The sequence below is a fragment of the Prosthecobacter sp. genome (assembly GCF_044222565.1).
Classification (GTDB): domain Bacteria; phylum Verrucomicrobiota; class Verrucomicrobiia; order Verrucomicrobiales; family Verrucomicrobiaceae; genus Prosthecobacter.
In genome coordinates this window covers 37,996-59,774 of record NZ_JBGANA010000029.1, presented here as the reverse complement: position 1 = coordinate 59,774, position 21,779 = coordinate 37,996, and the positions used below count along the sequence as shown (strand labels likewise).

The following is a 21,779-nucleotide window of genomic DNA, read 5'->3' as shown; positions in this document are numbered from 1 at the left end:
GAGCGGTTCCTTGTTCCGCAGGAAAAAGGCTGCTTTACGGGCGCAGATGCTTCACGAGAAACTCCATCCTCAATCGCGAGCCGTATGGCGTCTCGGCGGCGCCGTGGCCGGTGCCGGTGATGGGCATGAAGTCGAAGGTCTTGTTGGCCTTTTGAAGAGCGCCGACGACTTGGGTGGTGGTGGCGGGATCGACGTTGGTGTCGAGTTCTCCAACGATGAGGAGGAGATGGCCTTCGAGTTTGTGGGCGTCTTCGGTGTTGGAGCTGAGCTTGTAGCTGTCGTCCACGGGCCAGCCCATCCACTGCTCGTTCCACCAGATTTTATCCATGCGGTTGTCATGGCAGCCGCAGTCGGCGACAGCGACGTGGTAGAAGTCGTGATGATCGAGCAGGGCACGCATGGCGTTCTGGCCACCGGCACTGCCGCCGTAGATGCCCATGCGGGAGAGGTCCATCCAGAGGCGGGTTTTGGCGGCGGCTTTGATCCAGAGTTTGCGGTCGGGGAATCCGGCGTCCTTGATGTTCTTCCAGCACACATCATGGAAGGCTTTGCCGCGATGATTGGTGCCCATGCCGTCCATCTTGACGATGATGAAACCGAGCTCGGCGATCTGATGCAGGCGGAGCTGGCGATCAAAGTCCTTGGGGGCAAAGGAACCGTGCGGTCCGGCATAGATGTCTTCGACCACGGGGTACTTCTTCGTGGCATCAAAGTGCGAGGGCTTGATGATGATGCCGTGGATGTCGGTCTTTCCATCGCGGCCTTTGGCCACGAAGCGTTCGGGCATCGTCCAGCCCGCGGCGAGGAGTGCGGAGGCATCGGCCTTTTCCAATTCGCAGACAAGGGAGCCGTCTGTGCTGCGGCGGAGCTCGTTTACGGGTGGGAGATCGGCGCGGGACCAGGTGTCGATGAAGGTGTCGCGATCGGGCGAGAACTCAATGTGGTGATTGCCATCGCCCTGCGTGAGCTGCTGGAAGTCGCTGCCGTCAAACTTCACACGGTAGAGGTGGAGGTGGTACGGGTCTTCTTCTTTGCGCAGGCCGCAGGCGAGGAAGGTGATCTCGCGCTTGGAATCGTCCACGTGGAGAACTTGGCGGACGGGCCATGCGCCTTTCGTGATCTGGTTTTTGAGCTGGCCCGTTTTGCTGTCGTAAAGGTAGAGGTGGCACCAGCCGTCGCGCTCGCTCATCCAGAGGAGTTCGCCGGTTTTGTCGAGCCAATGGCGCCAGGTTTTCTGGGTGTAGTCGATGAAGGTTTTGGAGGTTTCTTCAACGACGACGCGCGCGGCGGCGGTCCTGGCATTGACGGCGATGATGCGGTAGAGCTGATGGCCGCGTTCGTTGTAGTCGAAATGGAATTCGCTGCCAGCAGGTGACCAGCGGATGTCGAGGTTTTCGCTTTGCGTGAAGGGATTGGGGAAAAGGTCTGATGAAACGCGAGTCCATTCGCAACCGCTTTCGGTGAGGGTGAAGATGACGGGGAAGGGCTTGGGCAGGGGATCGCCGGGCTTGGCGTAATCGCGCTCGATGAGCTTGGGCTGGATCTGGCTCTTGGGCGCTGATTCGACGATGGTGATTTTGCGGACGGGAACGTGGACGCAACTGCTGACGACGAAGGACTTGGAGTCGGGAGACCAGAGAACGCGGCTGGTGAAGGGGGATGCTGCGGCGGTCTCGATTTTTAAGCGCAGGGTTTTGTCGGCAGTGCGATCGTGCAGCAGGACGAACTCTTTTTCGGTCATGGCGGACCATTTGCCGTCCGGAGATTTGGAGCCGCGCTCCTGTTTCTCGGGGGCCTTCTTTTCTTTGGAGATGCCTTTGCCGTCGATGATGAGCGTCTGCGGCTGGGCTGAGGCCTCGATGATGGCAAGGTGCTCTCCAGTTGCGCTGGTGATGAGCCAGACGTGGCCTTCAAAGGTGTGCTGCTCGCGCTCGCTGTGCGCGCGGATGCGCCCGTAGCTCTGGTGCTCGCCCTCATTGTTGATCCAGAAGAGGTCGACGTCGGCATCGAGCTGATTGATGAACTTGAGGCCGGATTCTGCGCCGGTGCGGGTGGTCTTGCGGAGCTCGATTGGGGTGGTGGAGGACTTGCGGGCTTCCTGCTCCGGGAGACCGAGATCCTTGAGCGTGGGCGCGGTTTTGCGTGCGCCGGTTTCGGCCTGGATGAGGACGTACTCGTGGGCCTTCGGGCCGGTCTGAACGCGATACCAGAATGATTTGCCGTCAGGGAGCCAGTTCGCTTTGAGGTGATCGCGAAAGACGAGGTTCTCGGTGCGCTTGGGAAAGGCGAGTGCGCGTTCAAAGTCGGCGGCTTGAACGGGCAGGCAAAACAGTGCCATGCAAAAAAGAGGCGTGGGCCGGAATGGGGTGCTCATGCGGATAGCGGCATGGATACACGCTTCGCCCGCGCTTTCTTGACGAGATTGCGATGATGGGACTGGCAATTCAGCCAATACACAGGAGACGCAGACATTCAGCATGCGGCCAGCGCATGGAGAACCTCTCGAGCCGTGCCCGGGTTTGGCCAGATGACTCAGACCTGCTCTTCAGGCAATCCAAAGAGCGGCGGTGGCATGAGGCCGCTGGCTTCCATGGCTTTGGCAAATCCAGCGTAGGTGAGGGAGCCGGAGGCAATGTCCGCCAAGGCGGGGCCGTAGGTGCTGGCGGCCATGCGGGCCATGCCGATGACATCCAGCAGAACGGTGCGGGGAATGGCATCCACATCTTCGATGGCAACGCAGGCCTGAAGATAGCAGCCGCCTTCCGGCTCGATGACGCCCAGGGAGCAAAGCGGAAGCACACGGCTGACGAGCTGGGTGGCGCGCATGACTTCAGTGACCTTGTCCTCCGGCACATGGAAGGGGAAGACGAGGGAGGCATGCAGCAGCCAGGATGCGAGCGGGGCGATGTCTTCGGTGGCCTGGGGGGTGATGTCATTCAACGGAATGAGACGCAACGGAACCACGGCGCCATTCATGACGGTGGCGGTGATGAGCAGCATTTCTCCGGTGTCCTCATCAGGAGGAAGGTAGGCGACGGGGATCTGCCTTTCTGCGAGAATTTGGGAGAGGAAACGAAGGCGGGTGACGGGTGCGGTGGTGGATTCCATGGTGGCGGGGTTTATTTCAGGCCGGATTGTTTCTGGAGAGTTTTCTGGGCTATTTTTCTTGTGTCGGTATTGGCCATGGCGTTCATGGTCTGGGCGATTTTGCGGTCATCCATGCCGAGCTTGCGCAGAGCATTGATTGCCGGGGTGTTTTGCGGCAGGTCGGCTTCGACGATATTGACTGCGCGGCCACCACCGGCCATTCCGGCACCCTGGGCGACGGCACCGCCTTGAGCGCGTTTGAGGAAGGCCCCCTGGCACTCGTTCAGGGCGGCCTTGGCGATGGTTTCAGCGGCGAGTTTGGGATCGCGCTGAATCATGACGCAGGCGGCAAACTTGGAGACCTGGCTGGCATCGTTCAACTGCGTGGCGATCACATCGTCGGGCACGCCCAAGCCCTTGAGCGTTGTTTTCAAGCCCTCCTTCATGCCTTCCATGGCCTTGAAGTGTTTCGGGGTCAGGCGGGATTCCAAATCCTCCCGTTCGTCAAAGCTTTCTGAAGCCGCCATCTGATCGAAGATGTCCTGGGCTTCGAGGGCGAGCTGGGCCTGGGCGACATCCTGCTTTTGAAGATTGCCTTCGTACTTTTTGTACACGTTGATGCCGATCTGTGCGCTGAGTGCCACGCCACCGCCGGCTGCTGCGAGGCCGCCGCCCACCCCGGTCAGAATGAGCCCCGGGGTGGCTCCCGCCCCATAACCGGCAGCACCTGCGGCGGTGAGCAGCGCGCCTGTGCCCATGGTGGTGACGCCGACACCTGCCACGACCACACCGGCATTGCGGACAAATTTGAGTTTCTCAATGTTCTTGCCCTGACGAGCGGTGTCTTCAACGCAACTCAGGGCAAAGGCCATCTGCACCGTCTGGTCAGGATCTTCGGCGGTTGGGGCCACCTGCATGGTTTCCTTGGCCGCCACATTTGCGGCATTTTGGAGTTTGGAAAGTTCGTGGTGCTTGTATGCAGCCGCGGCCATGCCTGCGGTCCCACCCGCGACCATCATGGCTCCGCCAGCGATGGTGGCTCCGGCGGATGCCGCCCCGAGCGCAGTGGCAGCGACGGCTCCGCCTACACCCGCGATGGTTACGACGGTGGCTGCAGTTCCGAGGGCATTGCCGGTCAGGCCTACGCCCGCCTTGGTGGCATTGAGCATGTCGCGCACGGTCTTGACCCCGGCTTTGCCGAGGTTGTTGTCCAGATCGTGCTTGGCCTCCAGCTTGCGGAAGGCAGCACTGCTGATGCGTGGGTGGGAATTGACGGCGTTGACCACCTGGTCGAGCTGATTGGCGGCCTCCTGCATCTTCTCGATTTTCTTTCCGAGGTCCTGTTTCCGAGTGTCGATGGCCTTGGTGCGCTCCTCGGGAGTCATGGAAAGAACCTTTGCGTCATCCGGAGTCAGTCCCTCGGGCAGCTTCGTGTCAGGATCGGCGTCCAGTTTGGCGCCGAGTGCGGCGACGTCGTCGAGATGTGCCATTTGCTGCTGGGCCTGGCTTTCGGCAGCGTGCTGCAGTTTGAGCATGCCATTGGCGTAGGAGCGCATGCCAAGCAGCGCCTGGATCTGCGGATCCTTTTGTACAGCCTTGTAGTCGAGTTTTTGTTTTGCCTGTTTGGCGAGAGAGGCGGCGTCCTGGGCGAGATCCTTGCCAGCTTTGATCAATTCCACCCCTTCAAGGAAACCGCCCACGACCATGCTTCCTGCAGCCGGGATCGCCTGACTCGTTGTGTCTGCGAGCGTGCTTGTAATGGTGCCCGCATTGGAGGCCAGTTCCTGAAGAACCTCCAGCCCCGACTCGATCTTTTGTGCTTTCGACATGTGAAAAAATGAAAATGATGTGCCCGGATGTAGGTGAAGCCTGGCTGTCCTAGGAATAGACAAAAAGCCGAAAGCCGTGACATCAGGAGATCATTTTTTATTTTTATCGAATGCCGAACTGGAAGGGGTCAGCGGGGTCCAGCAGCAGGGAGGTCTCTGCCGTGATGAAGGCGGTGCCGCTGATGGTGGGGATGATGCGGTCTCCGGAGGGGGCGTAGCTGCCTTCGAAAACGCTGCCGATGATGCTTTCCTGGCGCCAGATGGCTCCCGGGGCGAGCTTGTTGTCTGCGGCGAGGCAGGCGAGCTTGGCGCTGGTGCCGGTGCCGCAGGGGGAGCGGTCGTATTCGCCGCCGGGGCAGAGGACGAAGTTGCGGCTGTGGTTGGCGGGATCGTGTGGCGGGGCGAAAAGCTCCACGTGATCGACTTCGGGGTATCCGGCGGCGTGAATGGCGGCGCGCATGTCCAGCGCGGCCTGGGTGAGGGCAGGAATGTTTTCGCGGGTGAGGGCGAGGCCGTTGCTGGATACCAGAAAGAACCAGTTCCCCCCATAGGCGACGTCTCCGGTGACTCCGCCTGCCTGAACGGCCCTGGCGTGGCGGTAGGAGGGGACGTTCTGGATGCTGACACGGCCGTCTTCATGCAGCGTGGCGGTGACGATGCCCACGGGCGTCTCGATGCGGTGCTCTCCGGGGGCGATGCGTCCGAGATGGCGCAGGGTGATGATGAGGCCGATCATGCCATGGCCGCACATGCCGAGGAGGCCGACGTTGTTGAAGAAGATGACGCCGGCGGCGCACGAGGCATCGCGCGGTTCCACGAGAAGAGCGCCGACGATGACCTCGTGGCCGCGGGGTTCGCAGATGATGGCGCGGCGGTAGGTTTCCAAGTCGTCAGGCGTGACGCCGCTGAGCACGACGCGGGTGGGCTCGCCGCCGGTGTGGGAGTCGATGATGGGGATGCGGAGCACGCGGGGGAAGAGTTTAAAGTTTGAAGTTTAAAGTTGAGGGGGAGGTTTTTGGACGGCGCGGAGCGGTGGGGGATGGCGGAGGCAGATTGCGGGCAGGAGTGCCCGCATCACTTGGGCTCATCGGGGATTCGCGAGGCGGGTGCGGACGAGTTCGGGGAGGTATTTGACGGGGACGGAGCCGTGATCGATGACGGCTTCGTGGTAGCGACCGAGGTCGAATTTTTCGCCAAGCTCGCGCTGGATCTGCTGGCGCAGGCGGTAGAAGGCCATGCGCCCGGCGAAGTAGGTGCTGAGCTGCGCGGTGCTTTGCTTGGAGCGGATGATTTTCAGTTTGGCTTCGCCTTCGGATTGAAACGCGCCGTGGGTGAGGAGGTGCAGGGCCTCGTCGTCGGTCATGGCGGTGCAGTGCATCTTGTGGTCGAGGATGGAATTGGTGACGGCGCGCAGGTAGAATTTGAGCTGATTGAGCCGCAGTGCGAGATCGCCAGCGCCGTAGCCTTGGTCGATCATCATCTGCTCGGTATAGACGGCCCAGCCTTCCTTGAAGGTGCCGGAGCCGAGGATGAGGCGGATGCGCGAGGGGCAGCGGTTGGAATACTCAAGCTGCACGTAGTGGCCGGGGTAGGCCTCGTGAATGGTGAGCACCTGGAGCATGTGCTTGTTGTATTCTTCGAGGAAGGTCTGCACGCGTTCGGGTTTCCAGTCGGATGGCGGCGGGCTGACGGCGTAGGTGCTGGGGCCGGAGGGATCCAGCGGCAGCGCGGACTCAAGATAAGCGACGGAGTTGCCACGGCGGAACTCAGGCATTTCGAGGATCTGGCAGCGGTCGGGCTCGGGAAGGCGGAGGATGTCGTGGTCTTTGATGAAGGCCTTGATGCGGTCCACCGTGGCGCGGGTGTCGGTGATGAGGTTTTCGGGTTTGCCGTGTTCATGGCTGACCTCGCGAATGATGCTCGCGATGGCGTCGTGCCGGCCTTGGTCGTCATCGGGCGGGAGCGGGGTCTTTGGGAAGTAGTGGCTCCAGAGCTGACGGGCGATGACGTACATGTCCCTCTGCACACGGGCGAATTCCGCCTCGGCATCGGCCAGGACCTCATCGGCGCTGCGGCCGGTGTCGAGTTCCAGCTCGAGTTTGCGCGAGAACTTTTCCTTGCCCATGCGCCAGTGGTCGGTGGCTTTGGCTCTGAGTTCTTTTTCGAGGAAGGTTTGGTATTCTTTCAGCGCGGCGACGACGGGTTTTGCGGCGGATTGCAATGCGGCGAGCTGCGGGGTTTCGCCTGCGAGAGTGAAGACTTCTTCTTCGTAGAATGAGATGGCACCGCGGTTTTGCAGGATGGCGGTGTCCAGGATGGACTGCGGAATGGACTGCAGTGTTTCGCGGGCGACCTTGACGATGCCGGGGATGTGCGCCATGCGGGCAATGGCGTTTTTGATGTTGGTCTCCTTCGGCAAGGTTGACTGCGCGAGGAGGGTGTAAACGCTGTCGCTGATGTAGCCGCCGTAGGTGCGGGGATCTTCCTCGAAGGGGTGCGTGTTTTCCGTGAGCCAGATGCTGCGCGTGAGGTCATCGCGCAGGATTTCAAAGTCGATCTGTGAATTGCGCGAGAGCTGGTCGTAGGGGACGGTTTTCGGCAGTGTCTCAAGGGTGCGCTTGGCGTGGGCGAGCCAGCCAGCACGGGCTTTGGGAGAGATGTCGTCGAGGAGGTGGTCGAAGCGGTGGTCGCCGAGGGATGTGGCGTCCATGGGGCGCAGCTGGAAGGTTTCTTCAAGGTAGGTTTTGAAGAAGGTTTCCAGTTTGGCGTCGGCGGTTTGGGCTGGCAGTGGCGTGGTGCTGGCGAGAGCGAGGCCTAAGCCGAGGAAGAGCGATGATGGAAATTTCATTGGAAGGAGCTTCACGGAGCGGGAATGACGGCTTGCACGGGCTTGTCCACGGTGCCCTGAATTTGAAAGTGTCCCAGAAGGTGATGCTGTGCGTCTTTCACCAGCCACAGGGCACCGCTGCTGCTGCGGATGCTGAAGACGTCTTTTGGCTCAAGCGTCTTAAAATGCTTCTCTTCTCCCTGATTGCTGACCCAGATGAGGTCCACGGCCTGGGGGGCCTGATTCTGAAAGGTGACGGCGAGCTTGGGACCCTGCGGATCCGATTTTGGTAATGCGCCGTCTGCAGCAGGATGCCATGGCAGGGATGTGGTGGATGCTGTTGAAGCGGCGGACGCAGGCTCCTGCCAGTTGAAAGCTGGGCGCGGCAGCGTTTTCCAGAGTTGTGCGTTCAGCTGAGCCAGCAGTGCTGCCTGATCTGGGCGCGTGGCGATGTTCTCGTTTTCGTCGGGATCAACGGTGTGATCGTAGAGCTCCTGCGCGACGATCTCCCGCGAGGACAGATCCAGCCACTCGATGTAACGATGGCGGTCGGTGCGCATGGCGTAGCCCATGTAATGGTGATCTTTTTCACGACGTGGAAACTGGCTGAAGGCAGCGTCTTTGACCTGCGAGGCAGTTCCGGTGAGCAGAGGCTTGAGGCTGGTGCCTTCGAGTTTGCCGGAGACGGGCAGGCCGGCGAGTTCGGCTAGCGTGGGATAGATGTCCACGAATTCGACCAGTGCGTTCGTGCTTGTGCCGTTCGCCTTTGCGCCGGGCATGCGGATCATCAGCGGTGCGCGGGTGTCGATCTCGTAATTGGTCTGTTTGCACCAGCCGCCGTGTTCGCCGAGCTTCCAGCCATGATCGCTCCAGAACACGACGATGGTGTTGCTGGCGAGCCCGAGGCGGTCGAGTTCGTCGAGCAGACGGCCCACCTGCGCGTCGGTGAACGAGACTGCAGCATAATAGCCGTGCTTGAGCTCGCGCTGCTGCGCCTCTGACAGCGGGGCGTCGCGGGGCCAGGGGGCCTCCGCGTAGTCCATGTAGTCACGCAGTTCGTAGAAGCCGCCCTGAGATTCGCCAAACGCCATTGAAGGCGCGCCGTGCGGCAGATGGCTGTTGGTGGCGAGCGGAATCTTGGAGCGGTCGTAGAGATCCCAGTATTTCCGGGGCACGACAAACGGCAGGTGCGGGCGTACGAAGCCGGCCGCCAGGAAGAAGGGGCGCTTTTCGCCAGCCAGCCTGCGCATGGCGGCGAGAGCCTGATCTGCCATGGCTCCATCCGGGTGTTCCGTGTCGGGAACATCCACCACCTCCGTGGCAACGGCGCGCATGCGGTCGATGCGTGCCCTGGGTTTGCCATCAGCGTTCATTTTTTGACGGAAGGCGTTCAGGTTTTCCGTGGCTTTGGCGGACCAGAGCGGCTGACTGGGCCAGGCATGCGGCTCGTCCCACGACACATTGTCCGGCCATGGATTGTGGAAGATTTTGCCAAAGCCGAGCGCGGAATAGCCGTGCTGGCGGAAGTGCTGAGGAAGGGTGACCGCGTCAGGCATGACGGAGCGCATTTCTGTGGAGAGATACCAGACCCTGGTGGTGTCCGGACGCATGCCGGTCATGAGAGAGACGCGCGAAGGATTGCACACCGCCTGCTGGCAGTAGGCGCGGTTGAAGAGCACGCCTGAGGCGGCAAGGCGATCAAGGTTTGGAGTGAGGACGTGCTTAGCTCCGTAGCACCCGAGATCGCAGCGCATGTCGTCCACGGCGATGAAGAGCACGTTTGGGCGTGACTCGGCGGCGCTCAGTGCTGAGCCCAGAAGGCAGAGGATGAGCAGGCGTTTCATGGGCGCTGGGTGGAATTATCGTGAGGCCTGGGGGTGTCAGGCTGGCCGTTTGGCCAGGGCATCGCGGATGATCTTGAGGACCTGCTCGCGCTCGGTGCCGGAGAGGGGGAGGCGGGGCTCGCGGCACCATTCTTTGCCGAGGCCGGTCTCCTGGCAGAGGAGCTTGATGTATTGCACGAAGTGGATGTGCGTATCGAGCTTCATGAGGGGCTGCATCCAGCGGTAGAGGGTGCGGGCTTCGTCCCACTTTCCGGCGCGGGTGAGGTCCCAGAGTTTTTGATTTTCCTGCGGGAAGGCGATGCCGCTGCCGGCCACCCAGCCGTCGATGCCGAGGATGCTGCACTCGAGGATGAGATCGTCCACGCCGGTGAAGAGCTGGTAGCGATCTCCGACGAGATTGCGCAGTTCGGTGATGCGGCGGGGATTGGCGCTGCTTTCCTTGATGGAGGTGAGGTTTTCGATGTCGGCGATCTGCGCGAACATCTCTGGCGTGACGTCGGTGTGGTAGCCGACGGGATTGTTGTAAAGCATCCAGGGAAGCGGCGTGGCTTTGGCGAGGGTGCGGAACCAGTGCTCGGTCTCGCGGGGATCGCTCTTGTAAACCATGGGGGGCATGATCATGAAACCGGCGGCGCCGAGTTTTTCGCCGTCCTGCATGTAGCTGATGGCAGCCTGCGTGTTCATCTCGGCGACGCCGCTGACGACGGGGATGCGGCCTTTGGCGGTCTCGATGGCGCACTTGAGGACGGCGCGTTTTTCAGCGGGCTGCAGGCACTGGTTTTCACCGAGGGAGCCGCAGACGATGAGGCCGGAGATGCCGGACTGGATGAGGGCCTCGAAGTGGCGGGCGGAGGAGGGGAGATCGAGGGACTGATCTTCGTGCATCTGAGTGACGACAGCGGGGAAGACGCCGGACCAGCGGGGGAGGGAGGAGAGAGACATGCGTGTGAAAGGGGAAATTTATGATTTATGATTTACGATTTATGATTTGTCCGGAGGTGGGTGGCTAGTCCGGGTGAATCAAACGGGTGGATGGTGGTGGAAAGGAGGCTGAGGGTCTTGATTGCTTTTTGGGCGGGAGGCTGCCAATTCAGTCAAAATGATGGATTCGACGGGACCTTTCTCCGAGCACGCTACGACGGAGGCGCTGTTTGATGCGCTGCCGGATGTGGTGTTTTTTATGAAGGATGCGGTGGGGCGGTATGTGCGGGTGAATCAGACGCTGGCGGATCGCTGCGCGGGAGGGGACAAAACGAGGCTGATGGGCAGGCGGCCGGAGGAGGTGTTTCCGGCGGCGCTGGCGGCGAGCTATGCGCGGCAGGATGAGGCGGTGCTGAGAACCGGGAAGCCGGTGGAGCATCAGCTGGAGCTACACATTTACCCTGGGCACAAGGCGGGCTGGTGCCTGACCACGAAGCATGCGCTGCGGGATGTGAAGGGTCGCATCATCGGCGTGACCGGAATCTCGCGGGATCTGAATGCACCGAGCGACAAGGCGGGCGGTTTTGCGGAGCTGGCAGCCGCTTTGAAGCACATGCAGCAGCGGTTTGCGGAGAGCCTGCGCATCGAGGACATCGCGAAGAAGGCGGGGCTGAGCGTGTATCAGTTCGAGCAGCGGGTGCAGCGTCTGTTTCAAATGAGCCCACTGCAACTCCTGCACAAGCTGCGGCTGGACGAGGCCACGCGCCTGCTGCGCGAGACGGATCGCTCGCTGGCGGACATCGCCATCGAAACGGGGTGGTGCGATCAGAGTGCGTTCACGCGGCACTTCAGCCGGTATGCGGGCATGGCGCCGGGGAAGTTTCGGGGATTGAACAGGGTGTGAACCTTTACGAGAGCAGCCCTGCGCAAACAGGGCGCAGGGCCCGGTGAGATGATCTGGATACGCAACTAAATATTACGACAAATATAGGTATGGCTGCCTGGATCTAGATTTAAATGCCTAAATTGTGAGAACTTAATGTAGAAAAGTCTTGTTCAGGGATGAGTTGGTCTATTTAATTGAAGGGGTGGCTCCCGGGCATTTATGCAGAAGTACTTCATCGCAAAGACGTGCTAAACAGGGAGCTGGATCTGTGAGGCGAATGGTGCAACCAACGATTGAATCAAATGGCAGACCAAAACGACCAACCGCAGGGCAACCCACCGCAGGGCAACCCACCGCAGGGCAACCCACCGCAGGGCAACCCACCGCAGGGCAACCCACCGCAAGGCAACCCACAGCAGGGCAATCCACAGCAAGGCAACCCACAGCAGGGCAACCCGCCGCCTGCGTCTCAAACAGCTCACTTGTCGGCCAAGTTCTTCGCGGTGATCTGGGTGCCGGTTGTGGTGCTGATTTGGAATCTGGCGGCCTTTGGTGGTAGCAATGATGGCACTCTGAATTTGCCCGCGCCGTTGCCGTCGCAGCAGAATGTGGTGGCCCGGGCCCAAGTAGGGCTGCCAAGCAAGGGAGGCAGCGTTATAAATTGTCTATCCGACATTGCCGTGAACATCACGTTGATGGTTCGAAACGCCGATGGCTGGCTGATCGACATGGCCGAGCGTCATCCGAAGGAGATGCTGAAAGATCCGGATTTCCAGCTGCCGACCTTTCTAGCCTGGAAGAAAAACAAGGTCAACATACCTGGCCAGCCAGCCAACACGAAGGAGGACGAGGAGAAGTTCGAAAAATGGGTGAGCGACAAGGTGAAGGCGAATCCAGGACTTCTCACTGCGGACAAAATGGGTGACGATAGTTTGCTGAAGCAGGTTCTGGCCATCGATGCCAATCCGCCAGCCAAAGTGGAAGCGGCGGTAGTCACGAAATGGAATGGCGCTCTCTTGGAGTATGTGGACAAGACGCCTGGCTCTCTGGAGGGCAGCGGTTTTACGAGCCTAGATGCGCTCAAAAATTTTCTCTCCCAGCGTGGCAAGATGGCCGTGTTGGTGACGGCAGACGAAAAAGCGCGGGCCAGAGCATGGCTGGCAGGAGTTTATGACATGCTGCGCCTGAATGTGGCAGGAAGGCACCTGGCGAGCATTGCGCCCACCCCTGGTATGAAGCATGCGCTGTCAGATGTGGAAATGCCACAGCAGACCAAGGATGACACTTGGGAACGAATCGCCTTTGCCAACGTCAAGCCAGACAAAAACGATCTGGAAGTCTGGCAGCACCTGGTGCAGACGCATGGGCTGGAGTGCGCGGCCCCGCTCAGCCTTTCCATCCAACTTGGCGATACCAAATCAGTAGTGGAAACGATGCCCACTCTGGTCAACCAAGGGGTGTCCGGGGAGAAGGAAGACTTTGGTCTGCCGATGCGTTCCCGGTTGATGCGAGCGCTGGCCTGGTCCGCCATGTTCGGGGTGCTGTGGTTTATTGTGCTGGTATGCGTCCAAACATCGGTATTGAGGGAGTCCTTGCAGGTGGGCAACACCCTGGTCACACGCTATGAAGAGTCACCTTGGAGTGCCTCCCGGCTGGTGTTCGCCTGGTGGCTGGCCATCTGCACGAGCTGTTTTCTTTTCCTGTGGGCGATGAAGGGGGAGATGAAGGTGCTCTCTGCCACGGCGGCCACACTTCTGGGCATCAGCGGCACGACGCTGGCGGCTTCCTCATTCCTCGGAGCAAGCCGGGGAATGAAGCCACAGAAGGCGACGCAGGGCTTTCTTGCGGACATCATCTCGGAGAGCGGTGAGCCCGAGATATCTCGCCTGCAAATGCTGGTGTGGAATGGTGTGCTGGGCGTGGTCTTCGTCTGGCAGACGCTGGAGAACTGGGTGATGCCGGATTTTGACCCGAATCTCAACGCGCTTGTGGGCATCAGCTCCACGGCCTATGTGGGTTACAAGTGGTCAAACCAAAAGCAGGATGGGCAGGCCAATGCCAACCCGAATCCGAACGCCAACGTCAATGGGAATGTCCGTGGTTAGCGGCGTTGCTTTTGTTTGCCCAGTGAGCGACCGCAGGAGAGGCCACGCGCCTGCTGCGCGAGACGGATCGCACGCTGGCGGATATCGCCATCGAGACGGGCTGGTGTGATCAGAGTGCGTTCACGCGGCACTTCAGCCGGTATGCGGGGATGGCGCCGGGGAAGTTTCGGGGATTGAACAAGGTGCGACTTGATGGGGTAGGCTCTAAGCCCAGTAGAGGGCGAAAATCGCCTAACCTCTGCCGTAGGTTTGATGTTAATAAAAACAATAAAAACCATATTAATTCGGTTGCCGCTTTGAGGGGCTTTTTGTAGCGTCCAGGGATGTCGCGCTCACTGGTCGCAGCTACGGGTCACCGCATGCCATTGTCGGGTGGGGAAATCTGTGTCGGGACCGATCCGTCCGTGCAGATTCCGGTGCGGGCGGAGCTGGGGCTGCTGCCGCGGCACTTCGCTGTGGCTGAGCGAGATGGCGGCTGGTACATCGGGGCATATACGGGTGCGGCGGTGTGGGTGAACGGGCAGCCGGTGAGCATGACGGAGCTGCATGATGGCGACCGCATCGTGGCTGGGCAACTGGAGTTGACGTACAGGGATGAGCAGGCGGTGGACGTGCCCCAGGTGCCAGCGACGGTGCCGCAGGGCTCCAAGACCCAGACGATGACTCTGATGCCGGGCGCGAGTTTTGTGCCTGCGATGCCTGCCGGGGCCCATGGGCTGATGATGCCAGGTGGGCCCCAAGTGCCTATGATGCCTGCCGCGACAAATGCGGCTTCGATGGCTGGCGCGACTTTTTCGCCGACACTGTCGCCGGCGACCCCAAGCGCAGCGCCGATGACGGGCCAGCCGACGCTGCTATCCAGGCCGATGGCTGACCCGTCTGCAATCGTGCCACTGCCAGCGCCCCCTTTGCGACTGGGGGCGGACTTGGACAATGGAAGCGTACCCGCAGAGAGGCCGGGAGCGGACAGGCCCGCCTCGTCGGGTTACAGACTCCCGGGCCGGGATGCTTACCTGCCGAAACGATCCACGCCAGCGCCAGCGGAAAGCTGGAATGCCTCGGACCGCTACAACCCGCAAAAATGGAGCGCACTGAAGACGGGTGCTCTCGCGATGATGCTGCTGGGGATGGGCCTCTTCGCCTGCTATGTGGCGATGTTTGAACTGCCGGGGCCGCTGAAGGAGCATGATCTGGAGATCAAGGAAGCACGGATCGTCAGCGCGATCCGGCATCATCGCCGAAAGGGGGCGAGCTGGACGGAGATCAAGCTGGCACCTGGCATGTCGCGGGTGATCGAACTGCCGGACGATCTCGCCGTGAGTCCTTCATGGCATGGGGCGGAGGCGAGGGTCGGCTTCGTGAAGAAATACTACGATGACAAGCACCTGAACATGATGGGAAATCAGGTTCCGCTGAAGGTGGTGACAATGGAGGTGGGAGGCAAAATCTACCGCTCTCTGGCCAAGCACAACACCGTGCAGGAGGGAGAAAACCAGCTCATCACGCTGGCGGGACCGTGCATGGTCATCGGGGGTGTGTTTCTGCTGATCGTGGCTTTCGGGAAGGGGAAGAAACAGGGGCTGTAGGGAGCAGGCGGGTGGGAGACTAAGGGGTTGAAAGAGGGGGGTGAGTGAGCTTATTTACAATAGAAAATAGAAATTCCATACTGGTTTGCTTGCCGAAGTGAAGGGTAGAATGTAGGCTCCGTGATGTCGCGCTATCTGGTCGCCACCACAGGTCATTCTGTGCCCTTGTTGGGCGGGGAGACCTACGTGGGGACGGACCCGGGGGTGCAGATTCCGGTGCGTGGGGAGATGGGGCTGCTGCCCAGGCATTTTGTGATCGCGCCACGCGAGCGCGGCTGGAAACTGGAGGCGTTTGAGGGCGCGACGGTGCTAGTGAACGGGCGGGAGGTGCGCCAGATGGAGATCCATGACGGCGACCAGATCGTGGCAGGGCAACTGACGCTGACGTATCGCGATGAGCAGGAAGCGGCGCTGGCGCAGGCGATGGCACAGGCGAAGGCCAGCATGTCGAAGAATTCCTTCCCCTCGCTGCATCTGGGGCTGCCGACGGCCGGTCCGAGCACTCCGCCACCGCTGCCGCCGAGCGCGAAAGCCGCTGAAGTGAGAGGGTGGAGCCTGCCCTCAGGACCGCTGCCGCCTCCGCCTCCGCCTCCGCCGCTGCCGCTGCCGGAGACCGGACATGAGCAGGCTGGGTATGAAGATTCCCCTGCCAACGAAGACCTGGCACGACGCCCGAAGGAGGGCAGGTGGGATCACTTTCTGCTGATTGGGCTGGGCATGCTGCTGCTCGGTTGCGGAGTTGTGCAGGTGACGAAGATGCTTCTGACGCCAGAAATCAAGCCGGTGAAGGCGACGGATCTCGTCTTCATCAAGGCTGAAATCTTCGGCGGAGTGCAGGTGCCGCGCGAGGTAAATCATGTGAGCTACCTGGATGGAGTCCAGGGGATCGAGATCGTGGTCGCAGGGCAGGTGGAAGATCCCAAATATTCATGGTCGGGCACGCGTTCGGCCTGGTCACGGGCCGTGTCTCTCGGGCATAGGGAGGACGCCAGGCACGTCCGGCACAGCATCCTGGATCTGCCCAAGGACCTGACCTTTGACCCTGCATGGCAGGAGCCGGGAAACGTGGCAAAGATCGGCATCCTAAAGAAGGACTACAACTACGAAGCCCTCATGATGCGGAACTGGGATTTCTCGATGCGGGTGGCCACGCTGGAGGTGAACGGCAAGTCGTACCGCTCCCTGGCGCAGCTCAATGCGTCGAGGGCGGCAAGCCAGGCTCAGTTCCTGCCCTTTGCAGGACCGGGCATGCTGCTGCTGGGCCTTTTCTTTTTGGTCCTGGGCGTGGAGAAATGGAAGACGCGAACTGCGCAGAGGCGGTGAGGGTGGTGAGGCGGTGGCGGACTATCACGCCATCAGCGCCTTCACCGGTTTGGCGGGATTGATGCCGATGAGCTTTTGGTCGAGGCCCTGGAACTTGTAGGTGAAGCGGTCGGCGTTGTAGCCGAGGAGGTTCAGCACGGTGGCGTGGAAGTCGCTGATGTGGAGCGGGTCTTTGACGATGTTGTAGCTGAAGTCGTCGGTCTCGCCGTAGATGGCGCCACCTTTGGAGCCGCCGCCGGCCATCCACATGCTGAAGCAGCGCGGGTGGTGGTCGCGGCCGTAGTTCTCCTTGGTGAGGCCGCCCTGGCTGTAGATGGTGCGGCCGAATTCGCCGCCCCAGATGATGAGGGTGTCGTCAAACATGCCGCGCTGCTTGAGGTCTTCGATGAGGGCGTGGCAGGGCTGGTCCACGTCCTTGCACTGGCTGGGCATGCGGCCGCCGACGTTGCTGTGGTGGTCCCAGTTGTTGAGGTAGATCTGGGTGAAGCGCACGCCGCGCTCGGCCAGACGGCGGGCCATGAGCACGCTGTTGGCAAAGGTGCCGGGCTTCTTCGCCTCGTCGCCGTAGAGCTTGAAGATGTGCTCGGGCTCGCTGTTGATGTCGGTGAGCTCGGGCACGCTGGCCTGCATGCGGAAGGCCATTTCATACTGCTGGATGCGCGTGTGCGTTTCGGGATCGCCGACTTCCTTGTAGTTGATCTCGTTGAGGGCGTTGAGGCCTTCGATGGTGCGCTTGCGCACGCTGCTGGGCACGCCGGCGGGGTTGTTGATGAAGAGGATGGGATCGCCCTTGCTGCGGAAGGAGACGCCCGCGTGCTCGCCGGGCAGGTAACCGCTGGACCACAGGCGCGAGGAGATGGCCTGCTCCTGCTCGCGGTTCGTCGGTGTGGCGATGAGGACGACGAAGGTGGGCAGGTTCGAGTTCATGCTGCCGAGGCCGTAGGAAGCCCAGGAGCCGAGGCAGGGGCGACCGGTGATCTGGTTCCCCGTCTGCATGGCGCAGATGGCGGGCTCGTGATTGATGGCCTCCGTGTGCAGGGAGCGCATCCAGCAGATGTCATCGGCGTTTTTGGCAAGGTTGGGGAGGAGGTCCGAATTCATCCACATGCCGCACTGCCCCCGCTGCGCGAAGTTGAACTTCGACGGCGCGATGGGGAAGCGCGCCTGACCGCTGGTCATCGTGGTGAGACGCTGCCCATTGCGGATGCTTGGCGGCAGATCCTTGTCATACCACTTTATCATCTCCGGCTTGTAGTCGAAGAGGTCCATCTGCGCAGGACCGCCGACCATGTGCAGGTAGATCACACGCTTGGCCTTCGGCGCAAAGTGCGGTCCCATGGCACCGCCGCTCGATGCGTTCGCAAAGGATTCGCCGAGGAGGGAAGCGAGCGCTGCGCCGCCCAATACGTTCTTACCGCGAGAGAAAAGCTGGCGGCGGGTTTGAAGGGTGTCCCATTCGTGGAGGATGCTCATACAGAGTTTAAAGTTTAAGGTTTAAAGTTTCAAGTTGGGGACGCTTCGCGGGTGGTGGAGCGTCGGGACGGAGTCAGTCTTTGGGACTTGCGGAGGTGGTTTGGAATTTGCGGCCTTTGATTTCGGTTTGGCGAAGGTATTTGATGAAGCCGTCGAGAAGGCGGCTGACTTCGAGGCAGCGGTTGTGGAGTTCCTGCCACTCGGTTTGAGTTATATAACCTTCGTCGAGTGCCACATAGAGCTGGGAGCGGACTTCGCCGCATGAGCCTTTCGAGTGACCGAGAAATTGAATGAATTCTTTGGTGCCTCCACGTTCGAAGCCTTCGGCAATGTTTGAAGTGATGGAGATCAACGCGCTGCGAATTTGATCGCGCAGCGCAAAATCCTTCGCGAACTCTCCCTTCCGGGAGGCTTTGTAAACAAGCCGAGTCAGCTCTCGGCCTTTTTGCCAGGCGAGGATGTCCTCGAATTGTTCGATGTTCGCCATGGGGGAAGAGTTTAAAGTTTCAAGTTTAAGGTTTAAAAATTAGAACGAGTTTGAGGGCGCTTTCAAAGATGAGGGCTGTTGCTCCCTGTTAGTTATGGAGTGTTCGCGTTAGAGAACTTGAAACTTTTAACCTTAAACTTTTAACTTTGTTCTACTTGTTCAGCACCTCGTCCAAATTCATCACCTCATTGCAAAGCATGGTCCACGCAGCGAGTTCCGGCTTCGGCAGCTTCTCATCGGCCTTCGATTCACCCACCTTCAGCAGCGCTTCGGCGTCCGCAGCATTGGCTCCGTAGAATTTGCGCATATCCGCGAGGCTCGCAGCGAGAATGGGCTTCTCGGCATCCTTCAGCGGGCGGCAGAGGAGGCGCTGGTAGATGTAGGTGAATTTGGCGTTGTCGTCTCCTTGGGCTTGCTCAAGGGCGTGCTGGGCGAGGTTGCGGGCGGCTTCGATGAACTGGGGGTCGTTCATGGTGACGAGGGCCTGCAGCGGGGTGTTGGTGCGGTCGCGGCGGACGCAGCTCATCTCGCGGCTGGGGGCGTTGAAGATGTCCATGTTCGCGGGCGGGGCCATGCGCTTCCAGAAGTCGTAGAGGGTGCGGCGATACAAGTTTTCGCCTTTGTCCTGCACGTATTTCTCGGTGCCCATGCCGACGACTTCCCAGATGTTTTCCGGCTGGTAGGGCAGGGTGCCGGGGCCGCCCATGCGCGGGGAAAGGGTGGCGCTGGCGGCGAGGGCGTAGTCGCGGATCATCTCGGCATCCATGCGGAAGCGCGGGCCGCGCGAGATGAGGGCGTTGTCGCGGTCTTTCTCCAGTTTTGCGGGCGTGATGACGGCGGCCTGACGGTAGGCGGCGGAGGTGACGAGCATCTTGTAGAAGCGCTTCACATCCCAGCCGCTTTCTCTGAACTCCACGGCCAGCCAGTCGAGCAAGGCGGGATTGGAAGGGGCGCTGCCCATGATGCCGAAGTCTTCACTGGTCTTCACCAGACCGCTGCCGAAAAGCTCCTGCCACATGCGATTCACCGTGACGCGGGAGGTGAGGGTGTTGTTGTCACTGACGAGCCATTTGGCGAGGCCGAGGCGGTTTTTCGGTGCATCGGCGGGCAGCTTGCCGAGGGCGGCGGGCACGGCGGCTTCCACGGCGGCTCCCACTTTGTCATACTGGCCGCGCATGAGGATGTTGGCCATGGGCTTGGTGTCCATCTTCTCCTCCTGCACGTGGGTCATGGGGCTGCGGGCCTTGATGGCTTCCTGTTCGGCGGTGAGCTTCGCGCTGGTGGCGAGCGCTGTTTGATAAGCGGAATCGCGAGTGGTGAGGTAGTGCTCAAACAGCGCCTCCTGCTGTTTGGGTCCCTGCTTCTTCGCGGCGAGCATGGCGCGCAGCGGGCCGACTTTGGAAAGGGTCATCACTTCCGTGGCGGTGAGCTGGCGGTCATAGACGCGTACATCCTGCACGCCGCCGTCGGTGAAGAAAGCACCTTCGCTGCGCTGGCCGATGCGTGTGGCCGTGGTGGTCTTGATGCTGCCTTTGAGCGCGTTCGTATCCGGGCGGATGGGCGTCTCCACGCCGTCCACAAAGATGCGCACGCCGCCGGCCTTGCCTTTGCCGTCGTAAGTGACGAAGACATGCTGCCAAACGTTCGGACGCAGGGCGGGCTTGGCGGTGCTGACCTTGATGGCGTCCTCGGGCCATTTGCTGACGATGTGCACGGAGAGTTTATTATCGCTCTGGAAGAGGTCCCAGCCGCGGAAGGCATTCTTGGAATCCATGCGGCTGAGGATGCTGCCGGAGATGCCGGTGACCTTGCCTGCGCGAATCCACGCGCCGTAGCTGAAGGCGTGATCTTTTTCGTAGTCACCCACGTCGCCGATCTCAAAGGTGCTGCCGGGTTTCATCACTGGAGCGGGGCCGAGTTTGCCATCGGGCTTCCAGGTGACTTCGCCGGTGGCTTTGAAAGTCTTGGCCTCGCCGCAGGTGGCGGAGACTTGAGCGCCTGTGCCTTCATTCAGCGGCAGATGCGCGGTGATGCCCTTGGTGGGCACATCCTTGTCCAGGTCTTCCGGCTTGGCGGTGGTGAGCCAGAGATCAAAGAGCGGCTTGGCGGTTTTGCGCGCCCCGTCCTGCTTCACTTTGGCAGCGGCGAGCTCCGTGGGCAGCGCGTTCCAGCGTGGGCGGTCCTTCTCCGTGGGAATCACGAGGATGGGGCCGAGGCCGTCCTTCACATTGCCGTCCTTCGGCTTCTGCGTGGTGTTGCGGAAGAAGGCGGCCATGGAGTAGTAGTCCTTCTGCGTGAGCGGGTCGAACTTGTGGTCATGGCACTGTGCGCAGTTCGTGGTGAGGCCAAAGTACACCCAGCCCATGGTCTGCACGCGGTCGGAGGCATAGTTGGCGAGGTTCTCTTCATCGATGGTGCCGCCTTCATTGGTGGTGATGTTGCAGCGCTGGAATCCGGTGGCGATGAGCTGGTCTTCGCTGGGCTTGGGCAGCAGGTCTCCGGCGATCTGTTCGACGGTGAATTTGTCGAAGGGCTCGTTGTTGTTGTAAGCCTTCACCACCCAGTCGCGGTAGGGCCAGATCTCGCGCGGCTTGTCAAAGTGCAGGCCGTGGGTGTCTGCGTAACGTGCGGCATCCAGCCAGTAGCGGGCGCGGTGCTCGCCATAGGCAGGGGATTTGAGAAGCTCGTCCACCAGCGCGGAGTACTTCTTTTCATCGAGCGGCAGATAGCGGGCCATCAACTCGGGTGAAGGCGGGAGGCCGGTGAGGTCCAGAGACACGCGGCGGATGAGTGCGTGGTCTTCCGCCTGCGGGGCAGGCGTGAGGCCTGCGGATTCCAGGGTTGAGAGGATGAAGCGGTCCACCGGAGTCTTCACCCAGGCGCTGTCCTTCACGGCAGGCAGCGGGGCCTTCTGCGGGGCGATGAGCGACCAATGCGGCTGCCACGGTGCGCCCTGCGCGATCCATTCCTTCACCAGCGCGATCTGCTCGGGCTTGAGCGATTTGTGGGAATCCGGCGGCGGCATGAGGTCGTCTTCATCTTTGGTGATGAGACGCTGAAACAGCGCGCTGACCTCGGGCTTGTTTTTGATGACGGTGGGCTGCTCGCCTTCCTTGGCGGTGAAGAATCCGGCTTCGGTATCGAGGCGCAGTCCGGCTTTGCGCGTTCCTGGGTCAGGGCCGTGGCAGTGGAAGCAGGCGTCCGCGAGGATGGGGCGGATGTCTTTATTGAAGCCGATGGGCTGCGCTGCTGTCGCCGCGGCGGAGGAGGCGAGAAGCGAGAGGAGCAGGGTAAAATCGAGGCGCATGCGGTGGTGGGCGGTTTGGTATGGAAATGTCTCGGACTGGTATGAATGTGCTTACGGGGTTCGCGGTTGCGATTTTACGGCAAATCTGGCGAAGTTTTGAGCGG

15 protein-coding genes are annotated in these 21,779 nt (G+C 60.9%); 5 read left to right on the top strand and 10 right to left on the bottom strand.

The genetic code is table 11. The annotated features are described in order from the left end of the window. Positions 1–34 precede the first annotated feature (34 nt). The 7 genes from ACILSR_RS28615 to ACILSR_RS28585 all read right to left on the bottom strand — a co-directional run bounded on the left by ACILSR_RS28615 (position 35) and on the right by ACILSR_RS28585 (position 10,529). Positions 35–2,338 carry a prolyl oligopeptidase family serine peptidase gene (locus ACILSR_RS28615; protein ID WP_395753241.1) on the bottom strand — a complete coding sequence of 768 codons (2,304 nt, stop codon included), beginning with the start codon at positions 2,336–2,338 and terminating at the stop codon, positions 35–37. A gap of 194 nt (positions 2,339–2,532) precedes the next feature. Then, positions 2,533–3,108 carry a hypothetical protein gene (locus tag ACILSR_RS28610; protein WP_395753240.1) on the bottom strand — a complete coding sequence of 192 codons (576 nt, stop codon included), beginning with the start codon at positions 3,106–3,108 and terminating at the stop codon, positions 2,533–2,535. An 11-nt stretch (positions 3,109–3,119) separates the two neighbouring features. Then, a complete protein-coding gene (locus ACILSR_RS28605) occupies positions 3,120–4,916 on the bottom strand; it encodes a hypothetical protein (protein WP_395753239.1) in 1,797 nt (598 codons plus the stop codon). A 103-nt stretch (positions 4,917–5,019) separates the two neighbouring features. Beyond that, positions 5,020–5,883 carry a proline racemase family protein gene (locus ACILSR_RS28600; protein WP_395753238.1) on the bottom strand — a complete coding sequence of 288 codons (864 nt, stop codon included), beginning with the start codon at positions 5,881–5,883 and terminating at the stop codon, positions 5,020–5,022. 117 nt (positions 5,884–6,000) lie between these two features. Further along, entirely contained in the window at positions 6,001–7,764 is a 1,764-nt protein-coding gene (locus ACILSR_RS28595) for a DUF885 domain-containing protein (protein ID WP_395753237.1), read from the bottom strand. A gap of 11 nt (positions 7,765–7,775) precedes the next feature. Beyond that, positions 7,776–9,587, bottom strand: coding sequence for a sulfatase-like hydrolase/transferase (locus ACILSR_RS28590; RefSeq protein ID WP_395753236.1), 1,812 nt, complete (start codon positions 9,585–9,587; stop codon positions 7,776–7,778). Between the two features lie 36 nt (positions 9,588–9,623). Beyond that, complete coding sequence (locus tag ACILSR_RS28585; RefSeq protein ID WP_395753235.1) at positions 9,624–10,529, bottom strand: dihydrodipicolinate synthase family protein; 906 nt, start codon at positions 10,527–10,529, stop codon at positions 9,624–9,626. Positions 10,530–10,686: 157 nt separating this feature from the next. Between ACILSR_RS28585 and ACILSR_RS28580 the strand changes: the two genes are divergently transcribed. The 5 genes from ACILSR_RS28580 to ACILSR_RS28560 all read left to right on the top strand — a co-directional run bounded on the left by ACILSR_RS28580 (position 10,687) and on the right by ACILSR_RS28560 (position 16,408). Further along, positions 10,687–11,412, top strand: a complete 726-nt coding sequence (locus ACILSR_RS28580; RefSeq protein ID WP_395753234.1) for a helix-turn-helix domain-containing protein — start codon at positions 10,687–10,689, stop codon at positions 11,410–11,412. 662 nt (positions 11,413–12,074) lie between these two features. Next, positions 12,075–13,499 carry a hypothetical protein gene (locus ACILSR_RS28575; RefSeq protein ID WP_395753233.1) on the top strand — a complete coding sequence of 475 codons (1,425 nt, stop codon included), beginning with the start codon at positions 12,075–12,077 and terminating at the stop codon, positions 13,497–13,499. A 50-nt stretch (positions 13,500–13,549) separates the two neighbouring features. Continuing rightward, a complete protein-coding gene (locus tag ACILSR_RS28570; protein WP_395753266.1) occupies positions 13,550–13,813 on the top strand; it encodes a helix-turn-helix domain-containing protein in 264 nt (87 codons plus the stop codon). 9 nt (positions 13,814–13,822) lie between these two features. Continuing rightward, positions 13,823–15,085: an FHA domain-containing protein gene (locus ACILSR_RS28565; RefSeq protein ID WP_395753232.1), complete on the top strand. Its 1,263-nt coding sequence runs from the start codon at positions 13,823–13,825 to the stop codon at positions 15,083–15,085. A gap of 123 nt (positions 15,086–15,208) precedes the next feature. After that, on the top strand, positions 15,209–16,408 hold the full coding sequence (locus tag ACILSR_RS28560) for a hypothetical protein (RefSeq protein WP_395753231.1): 1,200 nt from the start codon (positions 15,209–15,211) through the stop codon (positions 16,406–16,408). A gap of 24 nt (positions 16,409–16,432) precedes the next feature. Here ACILSR_RS28560 and ACILSR_RS28555 read toward each other — a convergent pair whose 3' ends face one another. The 3 genes from ACILSR_RS28555 to ACILSR_RS28545 form a co-directional block, all read right to left on the bottom strand. Further along, the gene (locus ACILSR_RS28555; protein WP_395753230.1) at positions 16,433–17,881 is read right to left on the bottom strand and encodes a DUF1501 domain-containing protein; all 1,449 of its coding nucleotides are present in this window, start codon (positions 17,879–17,881) and stop codon (positions 16,433–16,435) included. A gap of 73 nt (positions 17,882–17,954) precedes the next feature. Further along, positions 17,955–18,368 carry a four helix bundle protein gene (locus ACILSR_RS28550; protein ID WP_395753229.1) on the bottom strand — a complete coding sequence of 138 codons (414 nt, stop codon included), beginning with the start codon at positions 18,366–18,368 and terminating at the stop codon, positions 17,955–17,957. A 151-nt stretch (positions 18,369–18,519) separates the two neighbouring features. After that, on the bottom strand, positions 18,520–21,675 hold the full coding sequence (locus ACILSR_RS28545; protein WP_395753228.1) for a DUF1553 domain-containing protein: 3,156 nt from the start codon (positions 21,673–21,675) through the stop codon (positions 18,520–18,522). Between the last annotated feature and the right edge of the window lie 104 nt (positions 21,676–21,779).